The organism is Staphylococcus sp. IVB6240 (genome assembly GCF_025558425.1).
GTDB lineage: Bacteria > Bacillota > Bacilli > Staphylococcales > Staphylococcaceae > Staphylococcus.
On the sequence record NZ_CP094718.1, the window covers coordinates 1,501,432 to 1,527,568 of the forward strand.

General features: G+C 36.9%; 27 protein-coding genes. 9 read left to right on the top strand and 18 right to left on the bottom strand.

Annotation, left to right across the window (positions count from 1 at the left end; translation table 11 throughout):
- Positions 1 to 78 precede the first annotated feature (78 nt).
- Together MUA88_RS07455 and MUA88_RS07460 are read left to right on the top strand one after the other, a co-directional pair.
- On the top strand, positions 79 to 1,365 hold the full coding sequence (locus MUA88_RS07455; RefSeq protein WP_262603520.1) for a glutamate-1-semialdehyde 2,1-aminomutase: 1,287 nt from the start codon (positions 79 to 81) through the stop codon (positions 1,363 to 1,365).
- 142 nt (positions 1,366 to 1,507) lie between these two features.
- A complete protein-coding gene (locus tag MUA88_RS07460) occupies positions 1,508 to 2,602 on the top strand; it encodes an FUSC family protein (protein WP_262603521.1) in 1,095 nt (364 codons plus the stop codon).
- Between the two features lie 44 nt (positions 2,603 to 2,646).
- Here MUA88_RS07460 and MUA88_RS07465 read toward each other — a convergent pair whose 3' ends face one another.
- From MUA88_RS07465 to mutY, 3 genes are all read right to left on the bottom strand, one after another.
- Positions 2,647 to 4,383: an ABC transporter ATP-binding protein gene (locus MUA88_RS07465; RefSeq protein WP_262605322.1), complete on the bottom strand. Its 1,737-nt coding sequence runs from the start codon at positions 4,381 to 4,383 to the stop codon at positions 2,647 to 2,649.
- Positions 4,384 to 4,671: 288 nt separating this feature from the next.
- Positions 4,672 to 5,214 (bottom strand): nucleoside tri-diphosphate phosphatase, encoded by a 543-nt coding sequence (gene ntdP, locus MUA88_RS07470; protein WP_262603523.1) that lies wholly within the window; start codon positions 5,212 to 5,214, stop codon positions 4,672 to 4,674.
- Positions 5,215 to 5,294: 80 nt separating this feature from the next.
- A complete protein-coding gene (mutY, locus tag MUA88_RS07475; protein ID WP_262605323.1) occupies positions 5,295 to 6,338 on the bottom strand; it encodes an A/G-specific adenine glycosylase in 1,044 nt (347 codons plus the stop codon).
- Positions 6,339 to 6,427: 89 nt separating this feature from the next.
- Here mutY and MUA88_RS07480 point away from each other — a divergent pair, with 89 nt between their 5' ends.
- Complete coding sequence (locus MUA88_RS07480; protein WP_262603525.1) at positions 6,428 to 7,405, top strand: metal-dependent hydrolase; 978 nt, start codon at positions 6,428 to 6,430, stop codon at positions 7,403 to 7,405.
- 58 nt (positions 7,406 to 7,463) lie between these two features.
- Here MUA88_RS07480 and MUA88_RS07485 read toward each other — a convergent pair whose 3' ends face one another.
- The 5 genes from MUA88_RS07485 to sgtB all read right to left on the bottom strand — a co-directional run bounded on the left by MUA88_RS07485 (position 7,464) and on the right by sgtB (position 12,410).
- Positions 7,464 to 8,309: a teichoic acid translocation permease gene (locus MUA88_RS07485; RefSeq protein WP_262603526.1), complete on the bottom strand. Its 846-nt coding sequence runs from the start codon at positions 8,307 to 8,309 to the stop codon at positions 7,464 to 7,466.
- Positions 8,288 to 9,817 (bottom strand): ATP-binding cassette domain-containing protein, encoded by a 1,530-nt coding sequence (locus MUA88_RS07490; RefSeq protein WP_262603527.1) that lies wholly within the window; start codon positions 9,815 to 9,817, stop codon positions 8,288 to 8,290. Before MUA88_RS07490 ends, MUA88_RS07485 begins: the two co-directional genes overlap by 22 nt.
- 15 nt (positions 9,818 to 9,832) lie before the next feature.
- The gene (locus tag MUA88_RS07495; RefSeq protein ID WP_262603528.1) at positions 9,833 to 10,147 is read right to left on the bottom strand and encodes a YfhH family protein; all 315 of its coding nucleotides are present in this window, start codon (positions 10,145 to 10,147) and stop codon (positions 9,833 to 9,835) included.
- Complete coding sequence (gene recX, locus MUA88_RS07500) at positions 10,140 to 10,943, bottom strand: recombination regulator RecX (RefSeq protein WP_262605324.1); 804 nt, start codon at positions 10,941 to 10,943, stop codon at positions 10,140 to 10,142. The genes MUA88_RS07495 and recX overlap by 8 nt, the downstream gene beginning before the upstream one ends.
- 657 nt (positions 10,944 to 11,600) lie before the next feature.
- Positions 11,601 to 12,410, bottom strand: coding sequence for a monofunctional peptidoglycan glycosyltransferase SgtB (sgtB, locus tag MUA88_RS07505; RefSeq protein WP_262605325.1), 810 nt, complete (start codon positions 12,408 to 12,410; stop codon positions 11,601 to 11,603).
- 269 nt (positions 12,411 to 12,679) lie between these two features.
- On the opposite strand from sgtB, the gene MUA88_RS07510 reads away from it, so the two are divergent.
- Positions 12,680 to 14,425, top strand: coding sequence for a pyruvate oxidase (locus tag MUA88_RS07510; RefSeq protein WP_262603531.1), 1,746 nt, complete (start codon positions 12,680 to 12,682; stop codon positions 14,423 to 14,425).
- Between the two features lie 395 nt (positions 14,426 to 14,820).
- Here the strand turns inward: MUA88_RS07510 and MUA88_RS07515 are convergent, their stop codons facing one another.
- Together MUA88_RS07515 and MUA88_RS07520 are read right to left on the bottom strand one after the other, a co-directional pair.
- Positions 14,821 to 15,336, bottom strand: coding sequence for a type 1 glutamine amidotransferase domain-containing protein (locus MUA88_RS07515; protein ID WP_262605326.1), 516 nt, complete (start codon positions 15,334 to 15,336; stop codon positions 14,821 to 14,823).
- 84 nt (positions 15,337 to 15,420) lie between these two features.
- Positions 15,421 to 15,582: an SE1561 family protein gene (locus MUA88_RS07520; RefSeq protein ID WP_095117373.1), complete on the bottom strand. Its 162-nt coding sequence runs from the start codon at positions 15,580 to 15,582 to the stop codon at positions 15,421 to 15,423.
- Between the two features lie 274 nt (positions 15,583 to 15,856).
- Between MUA88_RS07520 and yfkAB the strand changes: the two genes are divergently transcribed.
- Positions 15,857 to 16,999 (top strand): radical SAM/CxCxxxxC motif protein YfkAB, encoded by a 1,143-nt coding sequence (yfkAB, locus tag MUA88_RS07525; RefSeq protein ID WP_262605327.1) that lies wholly within the window; start codon positions 15,857 to 15,859, stop codon positions 16,997 to 16,999.
- A 51-nt stretch (positions 17,000 to 17,050) separates the two neighbouring features.
- Here yfkAB and MUA88_RS07530 read toward each other — a convergent pair whose 3' ends face one another.
- Genes MUA88_RS07530 through MUA88_RS07540 form a run of 3 tightly spaced genes read right to left on the bottom strand, consistent with a single transcriptional unit; the run spans position 17,051 to position 19,042 of the window.
- On the bottom strand, positions 17,051 to 17,569 hold the full coding sequence (locus MUA88_RS07530) for an acyl-CoA thioesterase (protein ID WP_262603534.1): 519 nt from the start codon (positions 17,567 to 17,569) through the stop codon (positions 17,051 to 17,053).
- 13 nt (positions 17,570 to 17,582) lie between these two features.
- Positions 17,583 to 18,821, bottom strand: coding sequence for an aminopeptidase (locus MUA88_RS07535; RefSeq protein WP_262605328.1), 1,239 nt, complete (start codon positions 18,819 to 18,821; stop codon positions 17,583 to 17,585).
- A gap of 14 nt (positions 18,822 to 18,835) precedes the next feature.
- Positions 18,836 to 19,042, bottom strand: a complete 207-nt coding sequence (locus MUA88_RS07540; protein ID WP_262605142.1) for a DUF1128 family protein — start codon at positions 19,040 to 19,042, stop codon at positions 18,836 to 18,838.
- A 232-nt stretch (positions 19,043 to 19,274) separates the two neighbouring features.
- Here MUA88_RS07540 and MUA88_RS07545 point away from each other — a divergent pair, with 232 nt between their 5' ends.
- The 4 genes from MUA88_RS07545 to MUA88_RS07560 all read left to right on the top strand — a co-directional run bounded on the left by MUA88_RS07545 (position 19,275) and on the right by MUA88_RS07560 (position 22,379).
- On the top strand, positions 19,275 to 19,736 hold the full coding sequence (locus MUA88_RS07545) for a low molecular weight protein-tyrosine-phosphatase (protein WP_262603536.1): 462 nt from the start codon (positions 19,275 to 19,277) through the stop codon (positions 19,734 to 19,736).
- On the top strand, positions 19,736 to 20,026 hold the full coding sequence (locus tag MUA88_RS07550) for a YtxH domain-containing protein (protein WP_262603537.1): 291 nt from the start codon (positions 19,736 to 19,738) through the stop codon (positions 20,024 to 20,026). The genes MUA88_RS07545 and MUA88_RS07550 overlap by 1 nt, the downstream gene beginning before the upstream one ends.
- 181 nt (positions 20,027 to 20,207) lie before the next feature.
- Complete coding sequence (locus MUA88_RS07555) at positions 20,208 to 21,506, top strand: YihY/virulence factor BrkB family protein (protein WP_262603538.1); 1,299 nt, start codon at positions 20,208 to 20,210, stop codon at positions 21,504 to 21,506.
- A gap of 294 nt (positions 21,507 to 21,800) precedes the next feature.
- A complete protein-coding gene (locus MUA88_RS07560; protein WP_262603539.1) occupies positions 21,801 to 22,379 on the top strand; it encodes a beta-class carbonic anhydrase in 579 nt (192 codons plus the stop codon).
- A gap of 50 nt (positions 22,380 to 22,429) precedes the next feature.
- Here MUA88_RS07560 and vraR read toward each other — a convergent pair whose 3' ends face one another.
- From vraR to map, 5 genes are all read right to left on the bottom strand, one after another.
- Positions 22,430 to 23,059 (bottom strand): response regulator transcription factor VraR, encoded by a 630-nt coding sequence (gene vraR, locus MUA88_RS07565; protein WP_262605329.1) that lies wholly within the window; start codon positions 23,057 to 23,059, stop codon positions 22,430 to 22,432.
- Positions 23,049 to 24,092 carry a sensor histidine kinase gene (locus MUA88_RS07570; protein ID WP_262603541.1) on the bottom strand — a complete coding sequence of 348 codons (1,044 nt, stop codon included), beginning with the start codon at positions 24,090 to 24,092 and terminating at the stop codon, positions 23,049 to 23,051. Before MUA88_RS07570 ends, vraR begins: the two co-directional genes overlap by 11 nt.
- Positions 24,089 to 24,793 (bottom strand): cell wall-active antibiotics response protein VraT, encoded by a 705-nt coding sequence (gene vraT / locus MUA88_RS07575; RefSeq protein ID WP_262603542.1) that lies wholly within the window; start codon positions 24,791 to 24,793, stop codon positions 24,089 to 24,091. Before vraT ends, MUA88_RS07570 begins: the two co-directional genes overlap by 4 nt.
- A 12-nt stretch (positions 24,794 to 24,805) precedes the next feature.
- Positions 24,806 to 25,195 carry a hypothetical protein gene (locus MUA88_RS07580; protein ID WP_262603543.1) on the bottom strand — a complete coding sequence of 130 codons (390 nt, stop codon included), beginning with the start codon at positions 25,193 to 25,195 and terminating at the stop codon, positions 24,806 to 24,808.
- 98 nt (positions 25,196 to 25,293) lie between these two features.
- On the bottom strand, positions 25,294 to 26,055 hold the full coding sequence (gene map / locus MUA88_RS07585) for a type I methionyl aminopeptidase (protein ID WP_262603544.1): 762 nt from the start codon (positions 26,053 to 26,055) through the stop codon (positions 25,294 to 25,296).
- Between the last annotated feature and the right edge of the window lie 82 nt (positions 26,056 to 26,137).

Genomic DNA, 26,137 nt, shown 5'->3' on the forward strand with positions numbered 1-26,137 from the left:
ATATCCCTCTCTTATTTTAGTTACAATTATGATACGATAATAAGGAAAAAGATTAAATAGAAAGAGGTTGAAGTAAAGATGGACTTTACTAAAAGTGAACAACTGCAACAACAATCTAACGAATATATTTTAGGTGGTGTAAACTCCCCTTCTAGATCGTATAAAGCAGTGGGCGGTGGTGCACCCGTTGTTATGAAATCTGCAAAAGGTGCTTATTTTTATGATGTCGACGGCAATCAATATATCGACTATCTGCAAGCATATGGCCCAATTATTACGGGACATGCACATCCACATATTACAAAAGCAATTCAAGAACAAGCGGCTCTTGGTGTTTTATATGGTACGCCTACAGAATTAGAAATTGAATTTGCTAAGAAATTACGTGAAGCCATTCCGTCACTTGAAAAAATGCGTTTCGTCAACTCTGGTACAGAGGCTGTAATGACAACAATTCGTGTCGCACGTGCTTACACAGGAAGAGATAAAATCATCAAGTTTGCCGGATGCTATCACGGTCACTCAGACTTAGTATTAGTTGCGGCAGGTAGTGGCCCTTCTCAGTTAGGTTCTCCTGACTCTGCAGGTGTCCCACAAAGTGTTGCCCAAGAAGTCATTACAGTGCCATTCAATGATATTGATGCATTCAAAGAAGCGATGGCACACTGGGGTGATCAAGTAGCAGGTGTTTTAGTTGAACCAATCGTTGGTAACTTTGGTATGGTGGAACCTCAACCTGGCTTCCTAGAACAAGTTAATGAAGTGACACATGAATATGGTGGTCTTGTTATTTATGATGAAGTCATTACAGCTTTCCGTTTCCACTACGGTGCAGCACAAGACTTATTAGGTGTCTACCCTGACCTAACAGCATTTGGTAAAATCGTCGGCGGCGGTTTACCAATCGGTGGCTATGGTGGCCGTCAAGATATTATGGAACAAGTCGCACCACTAGGACCCGCTTATCAAGCTGGAACAATGGCTGGTAATCCACTCTCAATGAAAGCGGGTATCGCTTTACTAGAAGTGCTAGAACAACCGGGTGTTTATGAAGAACTGGACCGCTTAGGTGAAAAGTTAGAAAAAGGCTTACAAGCTTCAATCGATAAATATCAAGTTAAAGCGACAATCAACCGTGTAAAAGGCGCTTTAACAGTCTACTTTACAGACGAAAAAGTGACACACTATGAGCAAGCGGATCAATCTGATGGTGAAGTTTTTGCGAAGTTCTTCAAACTGATGTTGAATCAAGGCATTAATCTAGCCCCTTCAAAATATGAAGCATGGTTCTTAACAACAGAACATACTGAGGAAGATATCGACAAAACATTAGCCGCTGCAGATTACGCTTTTCAACAACTATAAACGAGAATAAGAAATGGCGTTTCATCATTGCCACATTCTGCAACAAAAAGATTGACGGTTACTAAAATATGCTTATAACATAGATAAAAACTACTCCGCATACTTAGTAACGATTGGACTATGATAAAAGGAGCGCTATTATTTGAAATTAGGAGCAAGAATTTTAAAAACAGGTATTGCGATTATTTTAGCAGTGGCTGTTGCTTCACTCTTACCGACTGAAGCAGGTATGGTCACGGTGGCGGGAATTGCCGCTGTCGTCGCAATGCAACCAAGTGTTTATCGAACCTTTAAAACGATTATCGACCAGTTTCAAGGGAACATTATTGGTGCCTTATTGGCTGTAGCAATGGTCACGGTCTTTGGTAACAATATGTTAATCATGGGTGCAACGGTCATCTTATTAATCGCCCTACTATACAAATTAAACATTGCACACGTTGCGACATTAGCAACAGTGACTGCTTTGATTATTATGGGACAACATGACGGTTCATTTTATGTATCAGCATTCTATCGATTTACTTTGGTGATGATCGGTGTACTCAGTTCATTTATAGTGAACCTCACATTCCTACCACCAAAGTTTGAAACTAAAATTTACTATAATTCATTGCATATTACGACTGATATTTTTAAGTGGTTTAAACTTGTCCTCAATGATGCAACGGAGTTTAATCATGTTAAGACTGACTTAGAAGTTTTACGACAGCGCATTGTAAACTTAGAGCAATTATTAGAGTATTACAAGGAAGAGCGCCCATTTACTAAAAAACAGCGTTATGCACTTACCAGAAAGAAAATTTTATTTAAAGAAATGGTTCTTTCAACTCGTGATGCATATGATGTGTTGAAGCGTATGAATCGCTATCAGAATGATATAGCACATTTGAGTGATACATTCCGTTTACAAATGAAATTAGAAATTGATGAGTTAACACAATTTCACGAACAGATTTTGATTAGTATTACGAAGAAGGCAAAGTTCAATGTACCAGAAATGTCTGAAAAAATTCCTAATCCTTTAAAAAAAGAGCTAATGGATGCTTTTCAAGAAGAAGTGACAAACCATCCTAATCAAGAGGAATATTCATATCGTAATATTATTCATGTGATTTCTGCATTAGAGGAATATCGATATAACTTGGAACATTTAAATCGTTTAAGCATTAGTTATTTTAAATACCATGCAAATGATCCTGAAATCGACATTTTAGAAGAAGATTTCGATCTATAACAAAACCGTCCGGGAGGCAATATCTCCTGGACGGTTTTTTCGTATTATAAGTTTTGAATATTGTAAAGTCGTTGATAAGCACCTTGTCGTTGCATTAGCTCTACATGTGAACCACTTTCAACAATTTGACCATTCTCAATCACAACGATACGGTCTGCATGTGTTATTGTTGAGAGTCTATGTGCCACAATTAATGTTGTACGATCATGACTTAACGTTTCAAGTGCATCTTGGATAATGGCTTCACTTTCAAGGTCAAGTGCACTTGTTGCCTCATCCAAGATTAATATAGGTGGATCGTTTAAGAAAATACGTGCAATAGATAGACGTTGTTTTTGTCCACCTGATAATTTCACACCACGTTCACCGACTTCCGTATCATAGCCATTCGGTAAAGTCATAATGAAGTCATGTGCATTTGCCATTTTAGCAGCTGCTACCACTTCTTCAAATGTTGCATCCGGACGTCCTAATAAAATATTCTCTTTTACTGTATCTGAGAATAAAATATTGTCCTGTTGTACCATACCGATTTGACGTCTCAAGCTACCCGTTTCAAAGTCTTGAATTGGATGGCCATCAATCGTAATATCTCCTGAAGTCACATCATAGAAACGAGGGATCAATGTGATTAAGGTTGATTTACCTCCCCCACTCATCCCTACAAATGCGACGGTTTCACCATGTTTAATATCAAGATTAATATTTTTTAATACATCTCGTTCGTCTTCGTTATATCGGAAAGAAATATTATGAATGCTGATATCTCCACGGTCAATTTTATAAGGTTGTGCATTCGGTAAGTTTTTAATGTCATAAGGTTCATCAAATAATTGGAATACACGATCCATAGATGCAAAACTTTGCGTTAACGTTGTAAAAGATGAAACTAGACGACGTAACGGACCATACAATTGTTCAAGATAACTTACAAATGCTGCAAGTGTCCCGACTGTGACGTTGCCTGAGATGGCAAGATAAGCCCCATAACCGATAACGATTAATGGTCCTATATCTGTCACTGTGTTAATTGCTGAAAACGAATACGCATTCCAACGTGTATGACGAAAAGCTTTATTTAAGAAGTTCGTATTGCGCTTATCAAAGTTTTTCGCTTCATTGTCCTCAATCGCAAAACTTTTAATCACAGCCATACCATTCACACGTTCATGTAAAAAGCCTTGTGTTTCGGCTAATTTTTGTGAACGTTGGCGTGTTAATTCACGCAAGCGACCAAAAAAGAAGTAAACCGTTAAAATATAAAACGGTAAGACAATAATCGCTGCAAATGTTAATTTGACGTCTAAGAAGAACATCACAGATAAAGCAAGAATGATGGTAATACAATCTAACCAGATATTCATTAATCCAGTTAAAATAAAATCTTTTGTTTGTTCCACGTCATTGATTACACGTGAAATGACTTCACCTGCTTTATTATTTGCATAAAAGCGTGAACTGAGTGCTTGTAGATGATCGTAAAGTTTTTTACGAATGTCATATAAAATTTTATTACTTGTCCACTGTGCCATGTACTGTCTTAAAAATTCAATCGGCGGTCGTACAATGACAAAAATAAATGCCGCAATTCCCATTGCAATCATCAGTTGTGTATATTTATCTGAAACACTTAATGCACCGTTATTAATAACATCATCAATGACATATTTAATCAATAATGGAATTAATAATGGTATGCCAAATTTGAGTATACCTACGATAATGGTTCCGAAAATAAGCCACTTATAAGGTTTTACAAACTCAAGATAGCGTCTAATCATACTGGTACCTCCCTATATTCAATTGTAAATTTTAATTTATATAAATTGATTGGGACATAATAAATTTGTGCTCTATGAAACCGATTGTCAGTGTTCAAGAAGCAGGACTTTCGACAGAATTTCGCAATTCCACAAAATCAAAAAGCGATTTTTCTCATTGCTCTGATTCTGCTCAATTCCTAAGCGCTTTTGCCCCAACCTCATTTATTGTATTTAAACAAACGGATGGGGGTAAGGAGTGTCATTTCATACGCTTTGACATAACCCCTTACGCCCCATTCATGAATGCTATCTGTTTTTTATTTTTTGAAATCGATTGCGCCATACTTTAATGAAATCCGGTGCAAACGGCCCTTTCTTATGTTCAATCCACTGTTGAAGAATATCAACATTCGCACGTAAAATCGTATCAATTTCTTTAGAATAGTTCATCTGTTGCATATGTTGTTCATACTCATCTTCGTCTAACAAATGGTATTTGCCATTCGGATAAACTTTGATATCTAGATCATAGTCAATGTATTTCAATCCTTCTTCATCACATACGAAAGGCGATGACAGATTGCAGTAGTAGTATATACCGTCTTCACGAAACATACAGATGACGTTGAACCAGTACTCTGAGTGAAAGTACACAATTGCAGGTTCACGTGTGACCCACGTACGCCCATCACTCTCAGTAACAAGTGTGTGGTCATTACCTCCAATCACGACATCTTCCGTCCCTTTTAAAATTGTTGTTTCGGACCAAACACGATGTATATTGCCATCATGCTTATATGATTGGATTTTGATTGACGTTCCCTCTTTCGGAATGCTCGATTTAACCACTTGTTACACCACCTTTTTATCATGTTTTTACGTCTTTACAAATACTCAATTATTATAGCATATTCCCTAAAAGGACTTAATTAATCAGCTTGATGCATAGCATTAAATATTTTAGTCATCGGTACAGGGAAAGTATATCGTTTTTTGTCAGCACACGGTATCCAATGACGAAATGGATTACCACCGATATGATGGTCAGTCACTTTGGCACGATAGACGGTAATATCCCATGTTCTATGCGTAAATTGATGCTTTAATTGAAAACTTGGATCTTCATCAATGATAATATGATGATCAAATTCTTGCTCAATCTCTGCATGTGAAGTTTCAGCTGGATACATCGGAAATTGCCACATTCCTCGCAATAAACTTTGATCTCGTTGTTCTAGCAACATATTCCCCGCTTCATCTTCAATATATAACACCTGTAATCGATGCAATGTTTTCTTTTGTTTCTTTGTCTTAACCGGACGTTGCAAAACCGTTCCCTTCGCATAAGCTTCACAATGTTCCATAACTGGACAAAACATACAAAGAGGATCTGTTGGGCTACATATCAGTGCACCTAACTCCATCATCGCTTGATTGAACGTTCCAGATTGCGACTGTACATAAGGTAGTAAGTCTTGCTCATACGCCTTTCTAGTCTTTTGAAGTGCGGTATCTTGTGCGTCATCGTTTAATCGTGACCACACTCGAAAAACATTGCCATCTACCGTTGCGAGTGGTAGATCAAAAGCAATACTCATAACAGCTGCTTGGGTATATGGCCCTACTCCTTTTAAAGCAAGAAATGCATCTGGATCTTTCGGCACCACACCATCATATTTTTCGACTACTTCTTTTGCTGCAGTATGGAAGTTACGCGCACGACTGTAATAGCCGAGTCCTTCCCAACGCTTTAATACATCATCTTCATCAGCGTTTGCAAGATCTTCTATTGTAGGAAAATCTTCAATAAATCTTTGATAATAACTGCGCACGGTATCTACTTGTGTTTGTTGTAACATGACTTCGCTCACCCAAATATAATACGGGTTCGTCGTTTCACGCCACGGCATTTGACGTTGATGTTCATCAAACCAGTTGATCAATGACGCCTTAAATGTCTCTTCTAAATACATAAATGACTCCTTTATATACGTTAAATAGTTTAGTTCCTACAATTTTTCCCTTATAATTATATTAAGAACCCTTGAAAAGAGTGAGATAAATGGACACAGCAACACACATTGCAATCGGTGTCGGGTTAACAGCACTTGCAACAACAGACCCAACACTGACAGACCACTTTGCTGCATCTGCTACTGTCATTATCGCAGGATCTTTAATTCCTGATATAGATACTGTACTAAAATTAAAAAATAACGCAACATATATTACACATCATAGAGGCATTACACATTCTATTCCTTTTACATTATTATGGCCACTTCTGATTACATTTTTAACGTATATCTTTGTATCGGGCGTGCCACCACTTCACATCTGGATGTGGGCGCAACTGGCTGTTTTCTTACATGTTTTTGTAGATATTTTTAATTCATATGGCACACAGGCATTACGCCCCTTCTCAAATAAATGGATACAATTGAGTGTCATCAATACCTTTGACCCTATTATTTTCGTCATTTTACTAGTAGCAATTATGATATGGACGTTAGGCGGACACCCATATCCGGTATTCGGTTCGGTCTTAGTCATACTCATCGCCTACTATATTTTACGTTTTGTGATGAGAGATTGGCTCAAAAAACAAGCTTTGAACCAAGTGCAACATTTAGGAAAACCAACCAAAGTCTTTGTTGCACCAACGATTCGTTTTATGCAGTGGCGTATTGCTATACAGACAGAAGAATATGATTATGTCGGCAGAAGTTACGGACGTAATATTGTTTTCAGTGACAAAGTGAAACGTCAGGCACTTCCTGACATTGATATTATGCAACCTGTTCGTGTTGATCCTAATATTCGTGCCTTCCTAAACTTCTCATCTATTTATCGTTGGCATATCGAATATATTGATGATGAAACAATCGAACTACGCTTGATTGATTTACGTTATCTAAAAAATGGACATTATCAATTTGTGGCAATTGCACACTTGGACAAAGAGCTTCATGTCTTACACTCATTTACAGGTTGGGTGTTTAGTGAAGACAAGTTAATGAAAAAATTATATGCACACTAACGTAGAAACCCCGATCGGCCTCAATCATACATTGAAGGCTATCGGGGTTTTATCTCTTTTATTCTGTAACTGTATCATTTTCTTTTTCTATATGCTTTGAACCACTTTGTGTATGTTCGTTTGGTTTTAATTGTGTGACATAATCTCTCAATGCAAAACTGAATACAACCATCAGACCCATGAAACATAAAAAGTATAAATGATATCCTAGATGGTTTACTGCATCATGCCCGACAATGACCGATTGTTGCATACCATTTACCAAATAATATAAGGGGTTCAACATTAACAAATGTTTCACGACACCAGATAATTTTTCTGGTAAATAAAAAACAGGTAATAGTAACAATGTAATTGCTGAAACAATGAGGAATAATTGATTTAGTTTTGCATATAGCATGCGAATGACACCAAGTAAAAACGATAAGGTAATCACAAAAAACAAGCTCATCATACTATAAAATATCACACCAAACCAAGTTGTATCGGTATTGATCGGTTTTATAATAATCATAATCACCATCAGCAGAAATAATGTTAGGCTGTAAATTGCACCTGACATAACCACATGTAAAAATGGGCTACTGTTAAAGTGTCTTGTTACATAGTAATCTCTTGGAAATAGACGATAATTATTGTAGATGCCCAATACGATCACAGAAAATGTTATAAGACCTGTCAGACGGTAGTTTACTGCTGCTTGTGTCACATCAATCGTTCCGAACAATTTGAAAAATAACTTTGTCACAAACATCATTAAAGCACTGACTAAAAACAATAACGCCACCCAGCTTTTATGCATCAAAACACGATACTGTGCATATCGAAAAAAACGTGGAATCTCATGAAAAAAACGAATGAAACGCTCTAACACACTCTCACCTACAATTCTATAAAGATCCATTGATGTGCCTTAAAGTCAGCAATAAAATATCCAGCTTCCGTCTTAGCTGTCCAGATATCTTCATCAATATGATATTTTTCTTTTAACACTTTTTCCAAATCAATTGGAAAACGGTAGCCAATCAATTGATTTTGATCGTTGAATAACATTGAAATAGGTTGTTCCAAAATCGGCTCAACATAACGATTTTTCTTTTTAGGAACGAGTTGCTCATTAACATCATCATGATCGTTATGCAATTCAGCATTAAAGTAATCGACATAATTAATGTAACTTTGGTCCATATAAGGCTCAAGTTCTTCTCTTTCAAGTTCTTTATATAAGGCTGAAGGATTAAAATAGTGAATTTTATCTTTGGCAACCTGATATGTTTTATCACTATCTGTCACACGATACGTTCGCTTATTTTCACCCGTAATTGTAATAACAGCGTGATGTGGTACATGAATGTTAGCACCTTTATGATCTAGTGCTGTCAATGTTGCTTTATCCGCTTTTACAATCCCATATGCAAGCTTGTCTGTGTACGTATCTTCAGATTGTTCTGTGAGTGAATTTTGTGTTGAAAATTGCGAGGCATCTAACTTCCCTAGATCATTAAATATCAACAAACCTGAAATAACCATGCCACCAATAAAGATAGCAGTCCAAGTCCAAATACGTGTTAAAAACGCAGGCGGCTGCGCATGATGATATCGTTCAATACGTTTAAAGTTATATGTCAGTTCTGGCATTCTAGATCGGTTGCGTTTCCAATCTTCATCGAAATGACGCAATGATTCTTCTGATGTGATACTCATCTTATCTTGTATGTGTTGTGTGAATGTAGGGATAATCTGTTTCACATAGCCTTCTTTTCGCAATTGACCGTGAGAAATCCACACAATATAGTTACTTACCGCTCTAATCTTATCAACATCATTATCAATCGCAATCCAAGTCAGTTCATCATTCACATAATCTATTACCATTTCTTTTGCTTTTTCAAAAAATGATTCATCTAAATACGTTAGAATATGACTTAAAATCACAATTTCTGCATCTGATGAGCGCGCCAAACTAAACATTAACTGTGCATACTGTTCATCCGTTAAGTCACGAATTAAGTCATGCTTATGATCGGATAAATGGGCATACTTAAGTATTTGTATCGCCTTATGATCAGGTGTTTCAAATTCATATAACTGAATGACATCATTGATATAATCTATCACACGTACACTTTCAGCTGTTTTTTGATTCATATTCGCATAAAACAGTGAGGCATTTCGAACGACACGCCCTTTATCAGGTAAAACTGTTCCAGCAAGTATCTCGCCTACGAGTGATTTTGATGAGCCTTCCTCACCAATAATTCCCAATGCTTCTCCTTGATAAATATGTAAGGTAATATTATTTAATTCAATATCTTCAGGCTGATAGCTAAAAGGCTTTAACACATTTTGCTTCTTTTGATTACGATAATAATGCGTAACATTAATCATCTTCAAAACACTTGCATTGCTCATCCGCGTAAACCTCTTTTACAATTTTAATAATGACAGTGGTAAACCTTCTTCAAATCGCACACTGTTCAAACGGTAACCCCAAGCAAATACGCCTTTAAGACGTTCCACTTTAAAATGATCTTCTGTTCCATCTTGAAGTGGATATATTTTACCAATTTCAACATCATCGGGGTTGATTAAATAGCTCTCTGCGATGACTACTTTATTCGCATAGACATCATATTCATTCATAATACCATTCATTTCAGCTTTACGCATTTTTTCCTTATATGTTTGTATCTCGTGAAAGATTTCTTGACGGTCCATTTCGCTTAAACGTTTGTTATGCATCTTCAATACCACTCTCTCTTATTTTTCGTTGAACATCATCATATGTATACCCTTTTCGCACGAGGGCTTCCATGGTTTTCATAGTGAGATGATGCCCACTGTATCGCTTCTGATATTTATTATAAATTTTCTCTAGATCTCGTTGCAACAAGTTATCAATGATTTCTGGATCTTGTTCAAAATCAAGCATATCAACAACTGAATGAATCGTATCCATATGATAACCTTTTTGCATGAGTGACTGCTGAACATGTTGTCTTACTTTCGCATTTGGCCCCTTCTTTTGACGTTTAATTTTATCTGCAATTTGGCAAACACATTCCAAACTTTGTTCTTCCTTATACCGCGCAACTCCCGCTTCAATCAAAGGTGCCTCAATGCCTGCTTTGTATAACTTTTGAAGGAAGATTTCTGGCCCTTTGTCTGTCGTTCGTAGCATCGTATTTTTTAGACTTTCTACATAGTCTTCATGATCGATTAAACGCAGCCGCTCACAATACGCAATGGCCTGAGCAATCACTGTTTCTGAATAATCTTTTCCAGCTAAATGTGAACTGATTTCGTGACGTGTGCGCTTTCGATATGACAGATATTGAATCGCATCATTATTCGCTTGTTGTTGATGTTCACGTTCTAAAATGCGTTCGAGCCGCGCTTCATCCACTTGATCGCCTTTTTTTAAGTTAAGCTCAACAAGCGTATCCATCGAAATACCTTCTTTAAATGCACCATCAATATATAGGTTAAAACGTTCTTGATTTTTTTTCTGAACTTCAATTTTTGTAATCGTTGGCATAAGTCACCTCTCCTCCAATTGATCTTATATCTGTTTATTATAATAGAAATATTCATAATTGATAATGATTGAGGCATAAAAGAATTCGATGCTTCATATTTGATTGGAGCTAGGACATAGTGCTCAGCTCCTTCCTTTTGAATGTAGAAATAAGTTTAGTGGCAGTAGGTGTCTGAAGTGAAAATGCGTTTTTGAAAACTTTGGGAAAACTTCTAGTCACCTTTGCCGGGGTGGGACGATGGGGTTGAGACATAATAAATTTGTGCTCTGGGAAACCGATTGTCAGTGTTCGAGAAGCAGAATTTTCGGCAGAACTGCCACGATTTCGGCAAAATTTGAAAAGCGATTTTACTCATCGCTCGAATTCTGCTCAAATTCTAAACGCTTCTCTCACAACCTCATTTCAAACGGTGTCCCAAAAGCAGGATTTTCGGCAGAACTGCCACGATTTCGGAAAAATTTGAAAAGCAATTTTGCTCATCGTTCGGTTCTGCTCAAATCCTAAGCACTTTTGTCCCAACCTCTGTCCCACTCCCTTTAGAACAACATTGATTATTTCCTAAAGTATTACGTGGTTTATCCATCTAACGATAAAAAGAAACCCTACTCAGTTTGAATAAATCATTGTTGAGTAGGATTTGCGTCAGTGACAATGTTTTACCAAGCACCCAATTGTTGGAGTGCCTCCGTATATTGTGTTTCTGAAATATAACCTTGTTGTTTCATTTTTTCTAGTGTTGATTTTGTGCGATTCACAAATGAAGGTGACATATCATTCACCTGATAAACAGAAGGCGCATTCACTTTACTGGCGAGTATTGCACTTTGTAGGACTGTGATTTGTGAAAGATTAGGATTATTCATATCCGTTGTTGTCCCGAAGTAATAGTTGGCAGCTGATTCTATCGTGTAACTATTATCTCCAAAAAAGATATTGTTTAAATAATAGCTAAGTATTTCTTCTTTATCATATTCATCCTCTACACGCCATGCGACAAACACTTCCTTTAGCTTACGCGTCATGGTCTGTTGATTGTCATAATAATAATTCTTTACCAACTGTTGTGTAATCGTACTGCCACCTTGTAATTGATCCGGATCTTTTATGGATGAAAAAATGGCACGAATACTTCCTTTAAAATCAACCCCATGATGTTTATAAAAACGTCTATCTTCAACCGCAATAAAGGCACCGGTCGTATAACTTGGCATTGACTCTGCATCTACATAGGTTGCTTTTTGTTCAATTTGGGATAAATCCGATACATCTGCTCTTTGTGATAGAAAGAACATCAGTCCAACAAATAATAAAGCAATGATAACGATGATAAAAAGCGTAGAACGAAAAATACGTCTCGGTCTTCTTTTATTAGGGGGTGTCCCAACTGGTCGATAATACGTATTATAGTGAGGTTCGTTATTAGAATATACTTGCTGATGGCGTTGTGTTCGGTCAGATCTCCTCATGCATGATGACCTACTTTCTCTAGTCTTATTAATCAAAGTTTATCAAGTCTTTGTTGTTTAATCTATACTATCTGCTCAAAATCAGTCTCTAGCATGAGTACGAGCGATTCCATATGACATCGTTTCGCCATTTGTTCGAGCAAATACAAAACGATATTTCATCATCAGTGTTAACATAGGCACATAAACAGTTATATTACCTATGCCTTAATTCTTAAGAAACCGGGTATACAACTAGTAGCCTTATTTAAAGAAAGGAAGTATGTCATATGACTAAAGTAAAAGCGAACATGGGATTGATTCGCGCACTAGAGGCTTGGGATATTGATCATGTTTACGGTATTCCAGGCGATTCCATCGATGCTGTTGTCGATGGACTAAAAGCAGCGGAATCACGTATTAAGTTTGTACATGTCCGTCACGAAGAGGTAGCGAGCTTATCTGCTGCTGCCTATACAAAATTAACTGGAAAAATCGGTGTTGCATTGAGCATCGGTGGTCCTGGCGCCATTCATCTTTTAAATGGAATGTATGATGCCAAAATGGATCATGTGCCTCAACTTGTCTTAGCAGGACAAGCAGATAGTGATAAACTCGGCACAAAAGCTTTCCAAGAAGTGAACTTACCTCACTTGTTTGAAGATGTCGCTGTATATAATTATCAACTCAAAGATAGCGATGCCCCTCGTATTTTTGACATTGTTGATGAAGCGATTCACACAGCTTATGAAAAAAATGGTGTGGCCGTACTCACTTTACCGAATAATATCTTAAATACTAAAATTGAAGATGCATTCCCTAAAACGGTCAACCGTGAATTTATGAAGGTTCAAGATACACCTAACCATCAAATTGAAAATGCGGCATCATTACTTAAAAACAGTAAAAAACCTGTCGCATTAGTTGGTTTAGGTGCAAAACATGCCAAAGATGAAGTGCGTGCATTTATTGAAAAATTTAAGATCCCAACAATGGTCACACTTCCAGCCAAAACAGTTGTAAGTGATGATCATCCATACAACTTAGGTAATATTGGGAAAATCGGTACAAAACCATCCTACCAGGCGATGCAAAGTGCTGACTTGCTGATTTTAATCGGTACGAACTATCCGTATGTGGATTATCTTCCTAAAAAAGATATTAAAGCGATACAAATCGACATTGACCCAGATACCATTGGTCATAGATTCAATATTGATGCACCTATCATTGGTGATACAAAAGCAGCATTACGATTACTAACTGATGCTGTCGATACAGTTGAAAAACGACCATTCTTAAATGAAATGCTCGATCACAAAGAAACTTGGGATCAATGGATGCAAGAAGATCGTCAAAATACAGCACAACCAATTCGCCCAGAACGTTTGATGGATGCGATTAATAAAGTGATCACACCTGATAGCGTTATTGCAACAGATGTCGGAACATCTACTGTTTGGTCAACTAGATACTTGAACCTATCAACGAGCAATCACTTCATTACATCTAGTTGGCTTGGTACAATGGGCGTTGCGCTTCCAACTGCCATCGCATCACGCATTGCATTCCCTGAACGTCAAGTGATTGCCATTACTGGTGATGGTGCGTTTGAAATGGTCATGCAAGATTTTGCCACAGCCGTTCAATACCATCTGCCAATGGTCATTTTCGTCCTAAACAACCAAGAGTTATCATTCATTAAATATGAACAGCAGGCAGCTGGAGAACTTGAATATGGTATTTCGTTTAGTGATATGGACTTTGCGAAATTTGCTGAATTAAGTGGTGGTATCGGCTATACACTAAAAGATCCTGAAGACATCGATGCTGTCGTTCAAACAGCCGTTCAACAGCATAAACCTGTCATTGTAAATGTATATGTAGATCCAAATGCTGCCCCACTCCCTGGTAAAATCTTACCAGAAGAAGCTAAAAATTATGCTAAATGGGCATACCGTAGCTTAACTGAAGATGGTAAAGTTGTACTTGATGAACTACCACCTATGTCAACAGCCGTTAAACGTTTCTTATAGTCACGTAATGATTTTGTAGAATGATAGTCATATATTTACCAGCGCATGCAACATTTATATCTGTTACATGCGCTGTTTTTATAGCATTGCACACTTTAAACATTATCAAAACTTGATTTTTGTGGCATATTTTGATTATTCATTATAAGGACTTAACCTCCAGTCAGTTCCATTTCAATACAAAAAACAATATCCTGAAGTTAAAGAACTATTAAAAGCGCATCGTAACTCGAAAAGAATCATACAAAGAATTTCATATATAGGTCACAGAATATTCAAGAGATGATATGAAACCACTGCATCCGCTTCTATACTGCATTGTAAAAAAGAAATGGACACACTAAAAAAGCCAAACACGATACAATTCAAGTACCGCGTTTGGCTATATATTGCTATTATTTTAATTGATTTTTAATTTCACGATTGAAATCATCTAAATCATCAGGTGTTCTGCTTGTTACGATGTTGCGGTCAACTACAACAGATTCATCTACAACTTTTGCACCTGCATTTTGTAAGTCTTTACGTACATTAAGTACAGCTGTCACTGTTCTATCTGTTAATGCATCTGTGTCGATTAAAATTTGAGGTCCATGACAGATTGCAAATACTGGTAAATCAGCTGTCATAAAGTGTGATGCGAATTTGCCATAGCGTCCTTCTGCATCGCCACGTAAATGGTCAGGTGAAAATCCACCAGGTAATAGTAAGGCGTCATAATCTTCTGGTTTTGCATCAGCAATACTTACATCTGCAACAGCTTTCTCACCGTGCTTACCATTAATCGTCGCACCTTGTGTGTCACCGATAATCACTACTTTATGTCCTTCTGCTTCAATCGCTTCTGCTGGACTTGTAAGCTCGATATCTTCAAATTCATCTGCTAATAATACTGCGACTTGTTTCGTCATTATTACTCACCTTTCTTCTGTTCATTATGATTCATATATAACCAAGTTTGAATCATTTTAAACATATATTTATGAAATTTTTAATTAATGACGTAATTGATTTACTTTCTCTTCAAGTTGGTCTAACAAAGCAATCCATTCATCAATATCTGCCACTTCCACTTCATCTGGATTTACATGTGACATTTCTTCAATAAATTGTGATAAGCGTTCTTTTACTTGATTGATTGTTTGTGGTTCTTTCATGTCGTGATAATCTCCTTTTATTTAACTGTAATATCTCATTTTTCAAAGCCGAATAACTGACTGTTTATGATAGCTTTCTCGATTTAATCATAACAAATCCACACACAATTTAAAAATAAAGTTTTAAAATGTACTGTGTTACATTGTTGCTATTTATCGCTAAAGATTCATTTGACAAATAAGTTGAAGAAATGGAAAATAAATTATCGTGAACACATTTACATATTTAATTCTATTTAAAATAGATAGCGCCTAAGAAAGAAGGAATTGGAAAATGGCTTTAAAAAGCAGCTTAAAGAAAAAAATAACAATGAGCAATGATCCTTGGGAACCATATCGTGATATTGAGCAACATGGACAACTCACACTTAGCAATGTCGAATTCACAACAACAAACCTGTGCAATATGCGTTGTAGCCACTGTGCGGTTGGTTATACACTTCAAACACGTGATCCCAATCCCCTTCCAATGTCACTCATTCTAAAACGCCTTGATGAAATTCCGACACTTCGTACGATTTCAATTACTGGTGGAGAGCCCATGTTTTCAAAAAAATCGATTCGTGAAGTCGTCAAACCACTCTTACAATATGCGAAACAGCGTGGTATCTATGTTCAAATGAACTCGAACTTAACATTGCTACTCGACCGATATTTAGATATTGCTGAATATATTGATGTCATGCATATATCACATAACTGGGGAACCATTGATACTTTCACTGAAGTTGGTTTCGGTGCAATGGAGAAAAAGCCACCGTTAGAAGCGCGTAAACGTTTGTTTGATCAAATGTTAAGCAACGCACAAGCATTGAGCGAACAAGGTATGTTTATCTCAGCAGAAACCATGTTAAATAAGCAAACAGCACCTTATCTAGAGAAAATTCATAGAGAAGTTGTGGACGTTATGAAATGTCAACGTCATGAAATCCATCCAATGTATCCAGCTGATTTTGCTAGCCAACTAGAAGTCCTATCACTCGGAGAAATGAAAGAAGCGATTCATCATCTACTTGATATTCGCGACCCTAATGTATGGATGCTTTTTGGTACACTGCCGATCTTCCCATGCCTAGATGATGAGAAGGATGCGTTACTACGTCAAAGACTTCAACTGGCACCGAATGTTACAATGCGTAATGACCCAGATGGGCGTAGTCGATTAAATGTCAACGTATTCACAGGCAATGTAATCGTCACAGACTTTGGTGACGAAACAGGTACATTAGCGAATATCCAGACTGATACACTCACATCCGTATTTGATAAATGGCTCTCATCCCCATTATCAAAAAGTCTTAACTGCCATTGTCCACACGTCCGTTGTCTAGGACCAAACGTATTAGTAAAAAATATGTATTATCCTCAAGAAGACTTCAAAGCTTTAGAAAAACAAATGCATCTCCAAAATAGATAAAGTAAAGGCACGAATTTAGTTGAACTAAGTTCGTGCCCTTTTTGTATGATATTACTGATTTTGATTAATATCTGATAAAAATTGAATTGTCTTTTTACTTTCTTCACGACGTTCCTTGCGACGTTTCACACGCGCTTCCCCTGTTTCATGGAACCAGCGCTCGATGTCTGTTTCAGGATAGACTTCAGCAACGGGTGTCGGTTTCCCCGATTCATCCAATGCGACAAAAGTTAAAAAGCTCAAAGCTGCTAGCTGATGCTTTCCTTTATAAATGTCATCAATCATAATTTGAACACATACTTCCATTGAAGACTTACCAGAATAAGTCACCATTGCAATGTACGTGACAATATCGCCATTTTTAATCGGCAGTAAAAAGTCGACTGAGTCTGTTGATGCCGTTACGACTGTATTATTCGCATGTTTCATTGCACAAATTGCTGCAATTTCATCAATATTTGCCATGAGCGTGCCACCAAATAGCGTACCCAAGTGATTGGTATCTTGAGGGAAAACTTGACGTGATTTATACGTTTTTGATTCTCTCATCGATTTTTTATTTACTGTCATCTTTGCACCTCAATTAATTTAAAGTAACCCAGTTGCCATTTTCAAATACAGGTTCTTCCTGGCCATCTGCGCTCACACCATAAATATTTAAGTCAGCACTGCCAATCATAAAGTCGACATGTGTTAATGAGTCATTAAGACCATGTTTTTCGAGTGTTTCGTCATCCATCTCTGTACCGCCTTTAAGGTTAAAAGCATAAGCTGAACCAAGGGCGATATGGCAAGATGCATTTTCGTCAAATAACGTATTATAGAAGATGGTATTACGATTTGAAATCGGTGAATCATCTGGTACAAGTGCGACTTCACCAAGTCGACGTGCACCCTCGTCTGTTTCTAATAAAGAACGTAATACTTCTTCACCTTTCTCCGCTTCAAAGTCAACGACATGACCTTGTTCAAATGTTAACTTAAATCCATCAATAATCGTACCATTATAGCTTAATGGCAACGTATTTGATACATAGCCATCCACACGCTCACGATGTGGTGCTGTAAATACCTCTTCAGTTGGTATATTGGCAACAAAGGCTTGACCGTCTGGTGTATAGCTAGTTGGCTCTTCCCAAATATGATTGTCTGGTAAACCAATACGTAGGTCTGTCCCTTTTGATACAAAATGCAACGCTTGGTATGCTTTGTCATTTAACCATGCAGCTCTTTCTTTCAATTGCTCTGTATGTACACGCCAATTTTCAACTGGATCATTACCGTCCACACGTACAATAGCAAGAATATCATCTAAAAATGTATCGAATGCAGCTTGATCATCTAACTCTGGGTAGACTCTTTTAGCCCAATCCACAGATGGATAAGCTGCCACAAGCCATGGAAACGCATTTTTTTGTGACTGAATCATATACGGCTTGAATGCTTGCCCATAGCGTAATTGTGTTGCTTTTAATTTATCTGAGTCGATACCATTCAGTAAATCTGGATCTTCTGATAATAATGAAAGATTACTTGCCCCACGGTTCGCATAGTCCATACGTTCATTCACATCGTAATCTTTGACTTCCTGTTCAAAGAATTCAAGTGGTTCATATAGATATGCATAACGTTTTAATGTTGGATCTCTATATTTCACACGCACATCAGAGGCACCCGCTTCGTATGCTTCTTTAACAATGCGTCTTGTAAAATCAACTGCATCCACTGATGAACGAATATATACAGGTTGTCCTGGTTGAACATTCATTCCAACACGTACTAATAACTGCGCATATTGTTGTAATTTTTCTTCTCTTGACATATGATGACCTCCTCTTATGATTGTCGTAGTTCACCTAACGCCTCAGTAATACCTGTCATTTCTTGTGGCGTGAATGTGTCTTTTGACATAACATACGTATAAATATCTTCTATTTCTTCATGATGCGTATCTGAATAATAATCTGGGTCAATCAGCCCTGGGTTTACTAAATTTAAACGATCACGAATCGCTAAAATCATCGTTGCGATATCTTTTTCCATCTCTATCACCCCTTCATTCCAATATTTTAACATAATTTATATAGAAATCTCTTATTCTATATGTGATATGGCACTCATACTATGAAAACCCCTGACTATTTGAAATCATGATACGCCTATCTACACTTCACTATCATGTTATATTTTGAAAGATTTTTACTATTATCTCTTTAGAATTGTTTTGAAACACGATAAAATGGGCATATAAACGATGATATGGAGGATTTAACATATGACAACAGTTGCATTTGTTTGTCTTGGTAATATTTGTCGTTCTCCAATGGCAGAGGCGATTATGCGTCAACGCCTAAAAGACCGCAATATTACAGGAATCCAAGTCACTTCAAGAGGTACTGGTGATTGGAATTTAGGTCAACCCCCTCATCAAGGAACACAAAAAATTCTTAACACGCATGGTATTCCTTTTGATGGGATGATAAGTGAATTATTCACAGCGCAAGATGATTTTGACTATATCATTGCAATGGATCAAAGCAATGTGGATAATATAAAGCGTATCAACCCTCATCTTTCTGGAAAACTATTCAAGTTATTGGAATTTAGTGCTTTATCAGATACAGATGTACCTGATCCCTACTATACAGGTAACTTTGAGGGTGTGTATGACATGATACAATCATCATGTGATCAATTGATTGATTATATTGTAAATAATGAAGGGAGCCAATCATAATGAAAAACAAATTTGTACCAGGTATTCTTATCGGCGCAACACTTGGAGGCGCTATTGCTTTAATCGATAAAAACACACGTCATTCTGTAAAAACATCATTTCAAAATGTAAAAAATGGTCAACGTTCAAGTCAACCATCAAAAGTGTCTTCAATTGTTGATGAAGTGATGTACTGGAAAGATACACTTGAAGAAATTCGTCGTAATAATCCAGAATTAGAACGTTCATTAATCGATGCAAAAGATACATTAGTGGCACGTAAAAACAACAAACAAATCGGCCATAAGTAATCTTAGATAGATAGGATAGATTGATTAAGAGTGAGATGTTGGCATTTTGGCAGAAACATATATATGATACATTTTTCACTGCCAGTCCGCTATCTCACTCTTTTGATATGTCTATACCATGTCATCTTTCGTGTCATATTCACATCAGCAACATCATTATCTATCAAAAAGGAGTTAAAGCATGTCAGAAAAACAAGAATCATCTGAAGGCATTGTGGACAAGATTAAAGATAAACTAGACCATCATAAAGATGATGAAACGGGTAACAACCCTGATCGTAAAGGAGATGCAACAGGTGAGATCGAATCAGATCGCCACTTTGTAAAGCCTCAACCTTTCCAATCTAAAGAAGCCCCAAAAGATAATGAAACATTTTTCGTTTCAAGAATTAACAAACCAGTCAAATATCAAGATAGACCAAGTTTTATTAAATATTTGATTTATCGTATTAGTAAGGATGATGCATCTGGATTAGCTGCACAGCTTGCATATTATTTCATGCTGTCACTATTCCCAATGTTGATCTTTATCCTATCACTTGTACCACTGTTCAATATTGACCGTAAAACAATTGTGAATCAAATTTCTGAAAATGCACCCGCTGATGCCGCTTCAATTGTGACATCTATCATTGATGACATTATGGGAAATGCCAGCGGTAGTATTTTATCAATCGGTTTGATTTTAGCACTATGGACAGCTTCAAACGGTATGACAGCATTAATGAACTCGTTCAATGTCGCTTACGATGTTGAAGATAGTCGTAACTTTATCGTTTCAAAAGCATTAGCTGTAGCATTCACACTGATCCTTGGTGTGACATTACCACTCACAATGGTACTCTTTACATTCGGTGAACAAATCGGTAACTTGTTGTTCGGTCCACTTGGTCTCGATGAACAAGTACGCTGGATTTTTAGTATCATACGTACCGCATTACCTGTTATTGCGATTTTTGTCACATTTACTGTGTTATATACTGCAGCACCTAATGTTAAAATCAAGTTGAAATCTGTATTGCCTGGTGCCCTATTCTCAACAGTTGTGTGGATCTTAGGGACACTCGCATTCGGATATTATGTTTCTAACTTCGGTAACTACTCTAAAACATACGGTAGTATCGGGGGTGTCATCGTATTAATGTTATGGCTTTACATCACTGGTTTTATTTTAATCATTGGTGCAGAGATTAATGCCATTATTTACCAACGCAAAGTCGTAAAAGGTAAAACACCTGAAGAACAAACTTACGATGAGTTGGAAGCAGAACATGAACAAGAACTTGCAGAGTCATACAATAATTATGATGCGCAATCAAAATCATCAAATACAGGTCAAGCAGTCGCTGATGCATCTTCAAAATCATCACAGAACGTACAACACGAATCTGAAGTAGCATCAACTGATTATACAGCACCTGAAAAAGTTGAACGTGATAATGACGGCTATTCACGTCATATCAAAACAACAAAAGATTAATGCATATAATGCTTAATTAGCCCATATCATTAAGTGTATGTTACTTGAATACAGAATTGAGGTTGAGACATAATAAATTTGTGCTCTGGGAAACCGATTGTCAGTGTTCGAGAAGCAGAATTTTCGACAGAATTTCACGATTCGATAAAATCAAAAAGCGATTTTACTCATCGCTCGAATTCTGCTCTAATTTCTAACCGCTTCTCTCACAACCTGTTTAAACGGTGTCCCAAACTCATTGTTCCAACCTCACCTTCTATCAGAGCAACATACCTGTCTTAGGAGGAAATCACCATGACATTACTAGCAGATATTTTAACCTACAATCAAACTTTTGTTGCCAATAAAGAATATGAAGCATACACAGCAACAAAGGTACCTGCCAAAAAAGCAGTATTAGTTACATGTATGGATACACGCTTACAAGATTTATCAACAAAAGCACTCGGTTTTAACAATGGGGATTTGAAAGTTGTCAAAAATGCAGGCGCAACGATTACACATCCCTATGGTTCAACGATGAGAAGCATCCTTGTTGGTATCTATGCTTTAGGTGCAGAAGAAATTATTATTATGGGACATAAAGATTGTGGGATGGGGAGTCTGAATGTAGATGAAGTGATGACCACAATGCAAGAGCGAGGTATTAAGAAAGAAGTCTTTGAATGGCTACAATACTCAGGCATTGAGGTCACTGATTTCTTAAAAGGATTTGATGATGTTTATGATAGTGTCCGTCATAGCATTCAAATGGTTTATAACCATCCACTATTTGATAACAAAGTACCCGTACACGGACTTGTTATTGAACCACATACTGGAGAGTTGGAACTCATTCATGATGGCTATGAGCGATTATCACAACAGTCATAACGATAAAAGCGAATGGAACTGAGCAATATGTCTCAGCACCATTCGCTTTTTTATTCAATCAAACCATGTTGGAAAGCATAAATGACCGCTTGTGTACGGTCTTGTACTTCCAACTTACTTAAAATATTACTCACATGAGTTTTAACGGTTTTAATCGTAATATGTGAGGCACTCGCAATTTCTTGATTGGAGTATCCTTTTGCAATCAGTAAAAGAATCTCCATCTCTCTTTCTGTTAACATCTCATATAATTCTGCACGCTGCTTCATACGGTTACGCATTTTAACCAAGACTTCCGCTTCAAATACTGACTCTCCTTGGCTTGTCTTACGTATCGCAGACGCAATATCACTCGCACTTGTCGTTTTAAGAATATAACTATCCACACCCGCATCTAAGGCACGATAGACTTCTTTATCCTCTATGTAGCTCGTTAACATTACGACTTTAATTGCTGGTAGGTCTTTTTTTATTTGTGCTGTCGCTTTCACACCATCCATATCTGTCATCACAAGGTCCATCAAGATAACATCAGGCTTTAATTCATGTGCTTTTTCAATGGCTTCTCTACCTGAACCGCCCTCACCGACCACTTCAATGTCTGGCTGAGTCGATAAATAACTAGAAATACCAATACGAACCATTTCATGATCATCTACAAACAAAACTTTAATCGTCATATTGCCCCTCCTTATCTAATGGTGCTTTTACTTCAATACGTGTTCCTGCATTCGGTAACGATACAATATGAAATGTCGCGCCAATCTCTGTTGCACGCTCTCTCATATTTTTTAAACCATAACTTTGTTCCATTTTTTCATCTGGATTAAATCCAATTCCATCATCTTGTATGCGCAATAATAGATGCCCGTCTCGATTTAATAACTCCACACTCACTTGTGTCCCATTCGCATGTCTCAACGTATTAGAAATGGCTTCCTGTGTAATACGAAACAGGTGATCTTCAATGCCTTTTGGTACTTCGAACGTATCAATTTCATAAATTACCTTCATCGGCACTTTTCGTTGTAAATCTGTCACTAACGACTTAATTCCTTCACCGAGTGTCTTATCTTTTAAGCCAATTGGACGCAGATGCAATAGCAACGCACGCATCTCTAATTGTGACTCTTGTATCATCTTTTCTAGCGTTGGAATCTGTTGATCTAACGGTGGCTCAAGTTGCGTCTCTTTAATTGCCGACAACATCAAACTCGCCGCAAAGAGCTGTTGTGATACACTGTCATGCAACTCTCGTGCCAAGCGTTGTCGTTCATCTTCAATAATCTTTTTTACCTTTAAATCATTCATATTATACTGTTCATTGGTTAAGTTCTGCGTCTTAATACGCAACTTATGCAATTCTTGATTCAATGGTACTAACTTTTGATAGAGTGAAATGGTTTCATTATACAATTCTATTTGATGATCATTGATACCGACTGTTTCACCTTGCATCGCACGTTCCACTTGTTCTTGTAACCAGTCATACTGCTGATTAATCTTATAAGCAATCACACTACCCACAAGAATACAGAAAAACACGACAACAAGGTTGAGAAATAAAAATACTGGAATCCCAAATATTTGTTTATATAACATACCTTGAAAAAATATAATATTCACAAACACTTTATCGATAAAGAAAAAAACGGTAAACATCGCATAAACCAATATCAACATAGAGCCAATCGTCCGGATATAATGATTCATCGGAAAATCACCTCTATGTCACCTATCAACGTCGACGCATAAATATTGACCGTATAACTATCTTGTTTCTGATCTGTATGCAGCGTCAGATTGGAATTTTCAATTTTTTGTCGTTGTTGCCCCATCACAGCTGTGCCATAAAATGCTGAAACATTTAAATTCACATGGTAATTGAGTGGCACAATCACTTGTATCTTCCCAATTAAATGTCGGAGTACAATCGTATTTTGTACTTTCAAGTTAGCAGCCTTTACCATATCGATATGTACATCACCAATACCGTGTTGAATTTGCAAATCTTCCCATTTATAGACATATACTGGTGTTTTCTGCTCTCCAAACCACTTTTGTTTTAAAAATGATGGGTGTGTCACCGTATCATCATCTGTCGCAATCACAGATAATGGATGGCGCTTATATTTAATATAACGGAAAGCGACAATTACCATAAATATAAATAAAATCACGAGTGTATATTTATTGGACAACAGTGTAAATGCAATCATCAATGCACCAATCCAAAAACATAAGAGTCCTCGTACTTTATGAAAATATATATAACCGACATACATCAATATACCACCTAATAAAATCACAAATAAAAAGCCAATCTTTTCAAAAAAGATATAATAAAAGTTGGCGATAATCATCAATGCAGTAAAAAGGATGAGTAATTCAGTCGAAATATATTTTTGAGTCATATTTCCACCTTTCTAGTATGCATTCACTAATGTTCGTAACAAGCGACATTCGAACTTTGTATATGCCTTATCTGCATCAAGTTGTGAATAGTAACTCTCGAGTTGTGCATACTCACTTTCTATTGTATTCAATTCTTCTTTTAATAATTCTAACGTTTCATCATAAATATTCGCCACATGATCAAATTGATGTGTATCTGCCAAATTAATATATTGACTCTCTAACTCTAACATACGTTTATCAATCATACATTGTACTTGCGCCTTTTTATGTTGAATATAATGCATCGTATCCTCGATGTTCTGTAACTTAAGATCTAATGACATCATGTATTGATATATGCCTTGTTGATAACATTTTTTCAAGAATTGTTCAATGTATGTTTTTATCATTTGTAACATAACGGTATCACCTCATCTGTTAATACCATTATAAAAAAGTTCCGCAACCTAAGTAATAGGCTACGGAACCATTTTAATTTAAGACTAAAGTCCGAAGCTTAGTTTGATTCATCTAACTTTGTCGTTAAGATAGGACCTTCTTTTGTCACAATGACAGTATGTTCAATTTGTGCGACATAACTTTTATCAGACGTTTCAAACGCCCATTCATTTTTACCTTCAGTTACAAAAGTCGCATTTGAAGAAATGAACGGCTCAACTGCTAAAACCATACCTTCTTTTAATAATGTTTTATCATTTGGATCAAAATAGTTCATAATATGTGCAGGCGCTTCATGTAACGATTGTCCCACACCATGACCTGTTAAGTTTTTAATCACTTTCAAGCCATTTTTACGTGCTGTGGCATGCACTGCTTTACCGATTTGGCTTAACTTACTGCCCACTTTGATTTTTGTCATTGCCGCATCAAATGCCTCTTCAGCAACATCACAAACTTGTTGTTTAACTGGGTCATCCGCTTCTCCAACGACAAATGAAATACCAGTATCTGCATAGTAGCCATTTTTAAGTGCTGACACGTCAATATTTACAAGATCTCCTTCACGAATCACACGTTTGCTTGGAATGCCATGTGCCACTTCCTCATTCACACTAATACATGTTTGACCAGGGAAGTTTTCATCATGAATCGGTGCTGATAATGCGCCTTCTGCTTCGAACATTTCTTTAGCGATTTGATCCAATTCTTTCGTTGTCACACCAGGTTTTGTTGCCTCGCGCATTGTATCTCTAACTTTCGCACAGATTGCCCCTATTTCTAGCAATGCTTGACGTTCTTCATCCGTTTTAACTATCATCGTTATCCCTTTCCTTTCTATTTTCTATACCGTACTTATTATAACAAAATTTTTTTGATATACTAGAAGTAAGTACAAATCA

Bases quoted from the DNA above. Each gene is read 5' to 3' on its own strand.
- MUA88_RS07580 (WP_262603543.1), bottom strand. From the start codon at position 25,195: ATGTTACAAATGATAAAAACATACATTGAACAATTCTTGAAAAAATGT.
- MUA88_RS07510 (WP_262603531.1), top strand. From the start codon at position 12,680: ATGACTAAAGTAAAAGCGAACATGGGATTGATTCGCGCACTAGAGGCT.
- MUA88_RS07535 (WP_262605328.1), bottom strand. From the start codon at position 18,821: ATGTCAAGAGAAGAAAAATTACAACAATATGCGCAGTTATTAGTACGT.
- MUA88_RS07490 (WP_262603527.1), bottom strand. From the start codon at position 9,817: ATGAGCAATGCAAGTGTTTTGAAGATGATTAATGTTACGCATTATTAT.
- MUA88_RS07545 (WP_262603536.1), top strand. From the start codon at position 19,275: ATGACAACAGTTGCATTTGTTTGTCTTGGTAATATTTGTCGTTCTCCA.
- MUA88_RS07560 (WP_262603539.1), top strand. From the start codon at position 21,801: ATGACATTACTAGCAGATATTTTAACCTACAATCAAACTTTTGTTGCC.
- MUA88_RS07530 (WP_262603534.1), bottom strand. From the start codon at position 17,569: ATGACAGTAAATAAAAAATCGATGAGAGAATCAAAAACGTATAAATCA.
- MUA88_RS07480 (WP_262603525.1), top strand. From the start codon at position 6,428: ATGGACACAGCAACACACATTGCAATCGGTGTCGGGTTAACAGCACTT.
- MUA88_RS07570 (WP_262603541.1), bottom strand. From the start codon at position 24,092: ATGAATCATTATATCCGGACGATTGGCTCTATGTTGATATTGGTTTAT.
- MUA88_RS07465 (WP_262605322.1), bottom strand. From the start codon at position 4,383: ATGATTAGACGCTATCTTGAGTTTGTAAAACCTTATAAGTGGCTTATT.
- MUA88_RS07520 (WP_095117373.1), bottom strand. From the start codon at position 15,582: ATGAAAGAACCACAAACAATCAATCAAGTAAAAGAACGCTTATCACAA.
- MUA88_RS07455 (WP_262603520.1), top strand. From the start codon at position 79: ATGGACTTTACTAAAAGTGAACAACTGCAACAACAATCTAACGAATAT.
- mutY (WP_262605323.1), bottom strand. From the start codon at position 6,338: ATGTATTTAGAAGAGACATTTAAGGCGTCATTGATCAACTGGTTTGAT.
- vraR (WP_262605329.1), bottom strand. From the start codon at position 23,059: ATGACGATTAAAGTTTTGTTTGTAGATGATCATGAAATGGTTCGTATT.
- yfkAB (WP_262605327.1), top strand. From the start codon at position 15,857: ATGGCTTTAAAAAGCAGCTTAAAGAAAAAAATAACAATGAGCAATGAT.
- MUA88_RS07485 (WP_262603526.1), bottom strand. From the start codon at position 8,309: ATGGATCTTTATAGAATTGTAGGTGAGAGTGTGTTAGAGCGTTTCATT.
- MUA88_RS07550 (WP_262603537.1), top strand. From the start codon at position 19,736: ATGAAAAACAAATTTGTACCAGGTATTCTTATCGGCGCAACACTTGGA.
- MUA88_RS07555 (WP_262603538.1), top strand. From the start codon at position 20,208: ATGTCAGAAAAACAAGAATCATCTGAAGGCATTGTGGACAAGATTAAA.
- MUA88_RS07495 (WP_262603528.1), bottom strand. From the start codon at position 10,147: ATGCATAACAAACGTTTAAGCGAAATGGACCGTCAAGAAATCTTTCAC.
- recX (WP_262605324.1), bottom strand. From the start codon at position 10,943: ATGCCAACGATTACAAAAATTGAAGTTCAGAAAAAAAATCAAGAACGT.
- map (WP_262603544.1), bottom strand. From the start codon at position 26,055: ATGATAGTTAAAACGGATGAAGAACGTCAAGCATTGCTAGAAATAGGG.
- MUA88_RS07540 (WP_262605142.1), bottom strand. From the start codon at position 19,042: ATGGAAAAAGATATCGCAACGATGATTTTAGCGATTCGTGATCGTTTA.
- vraT (WP_262603542.1), bottom strand. From the start codon at position 24,793: ATGACTCAAAAATATATTTCGACTGAATTACTCATCCTTTTTACTGCA.
- MUA88_RS07515 (WP_262605326.1), bottom strand. From the start codon at position 15,336: ATGACGAAACAAGTCGCAGTATTATTAGCAGATGAATTTGAAGATATC.
- sgtB (WP_262605325.1), bottom strand. From the start codon at position 12,410: ATGAGGAGATCTGACCGAACACAACGCCATCAGCAAGTATATTCTAAT.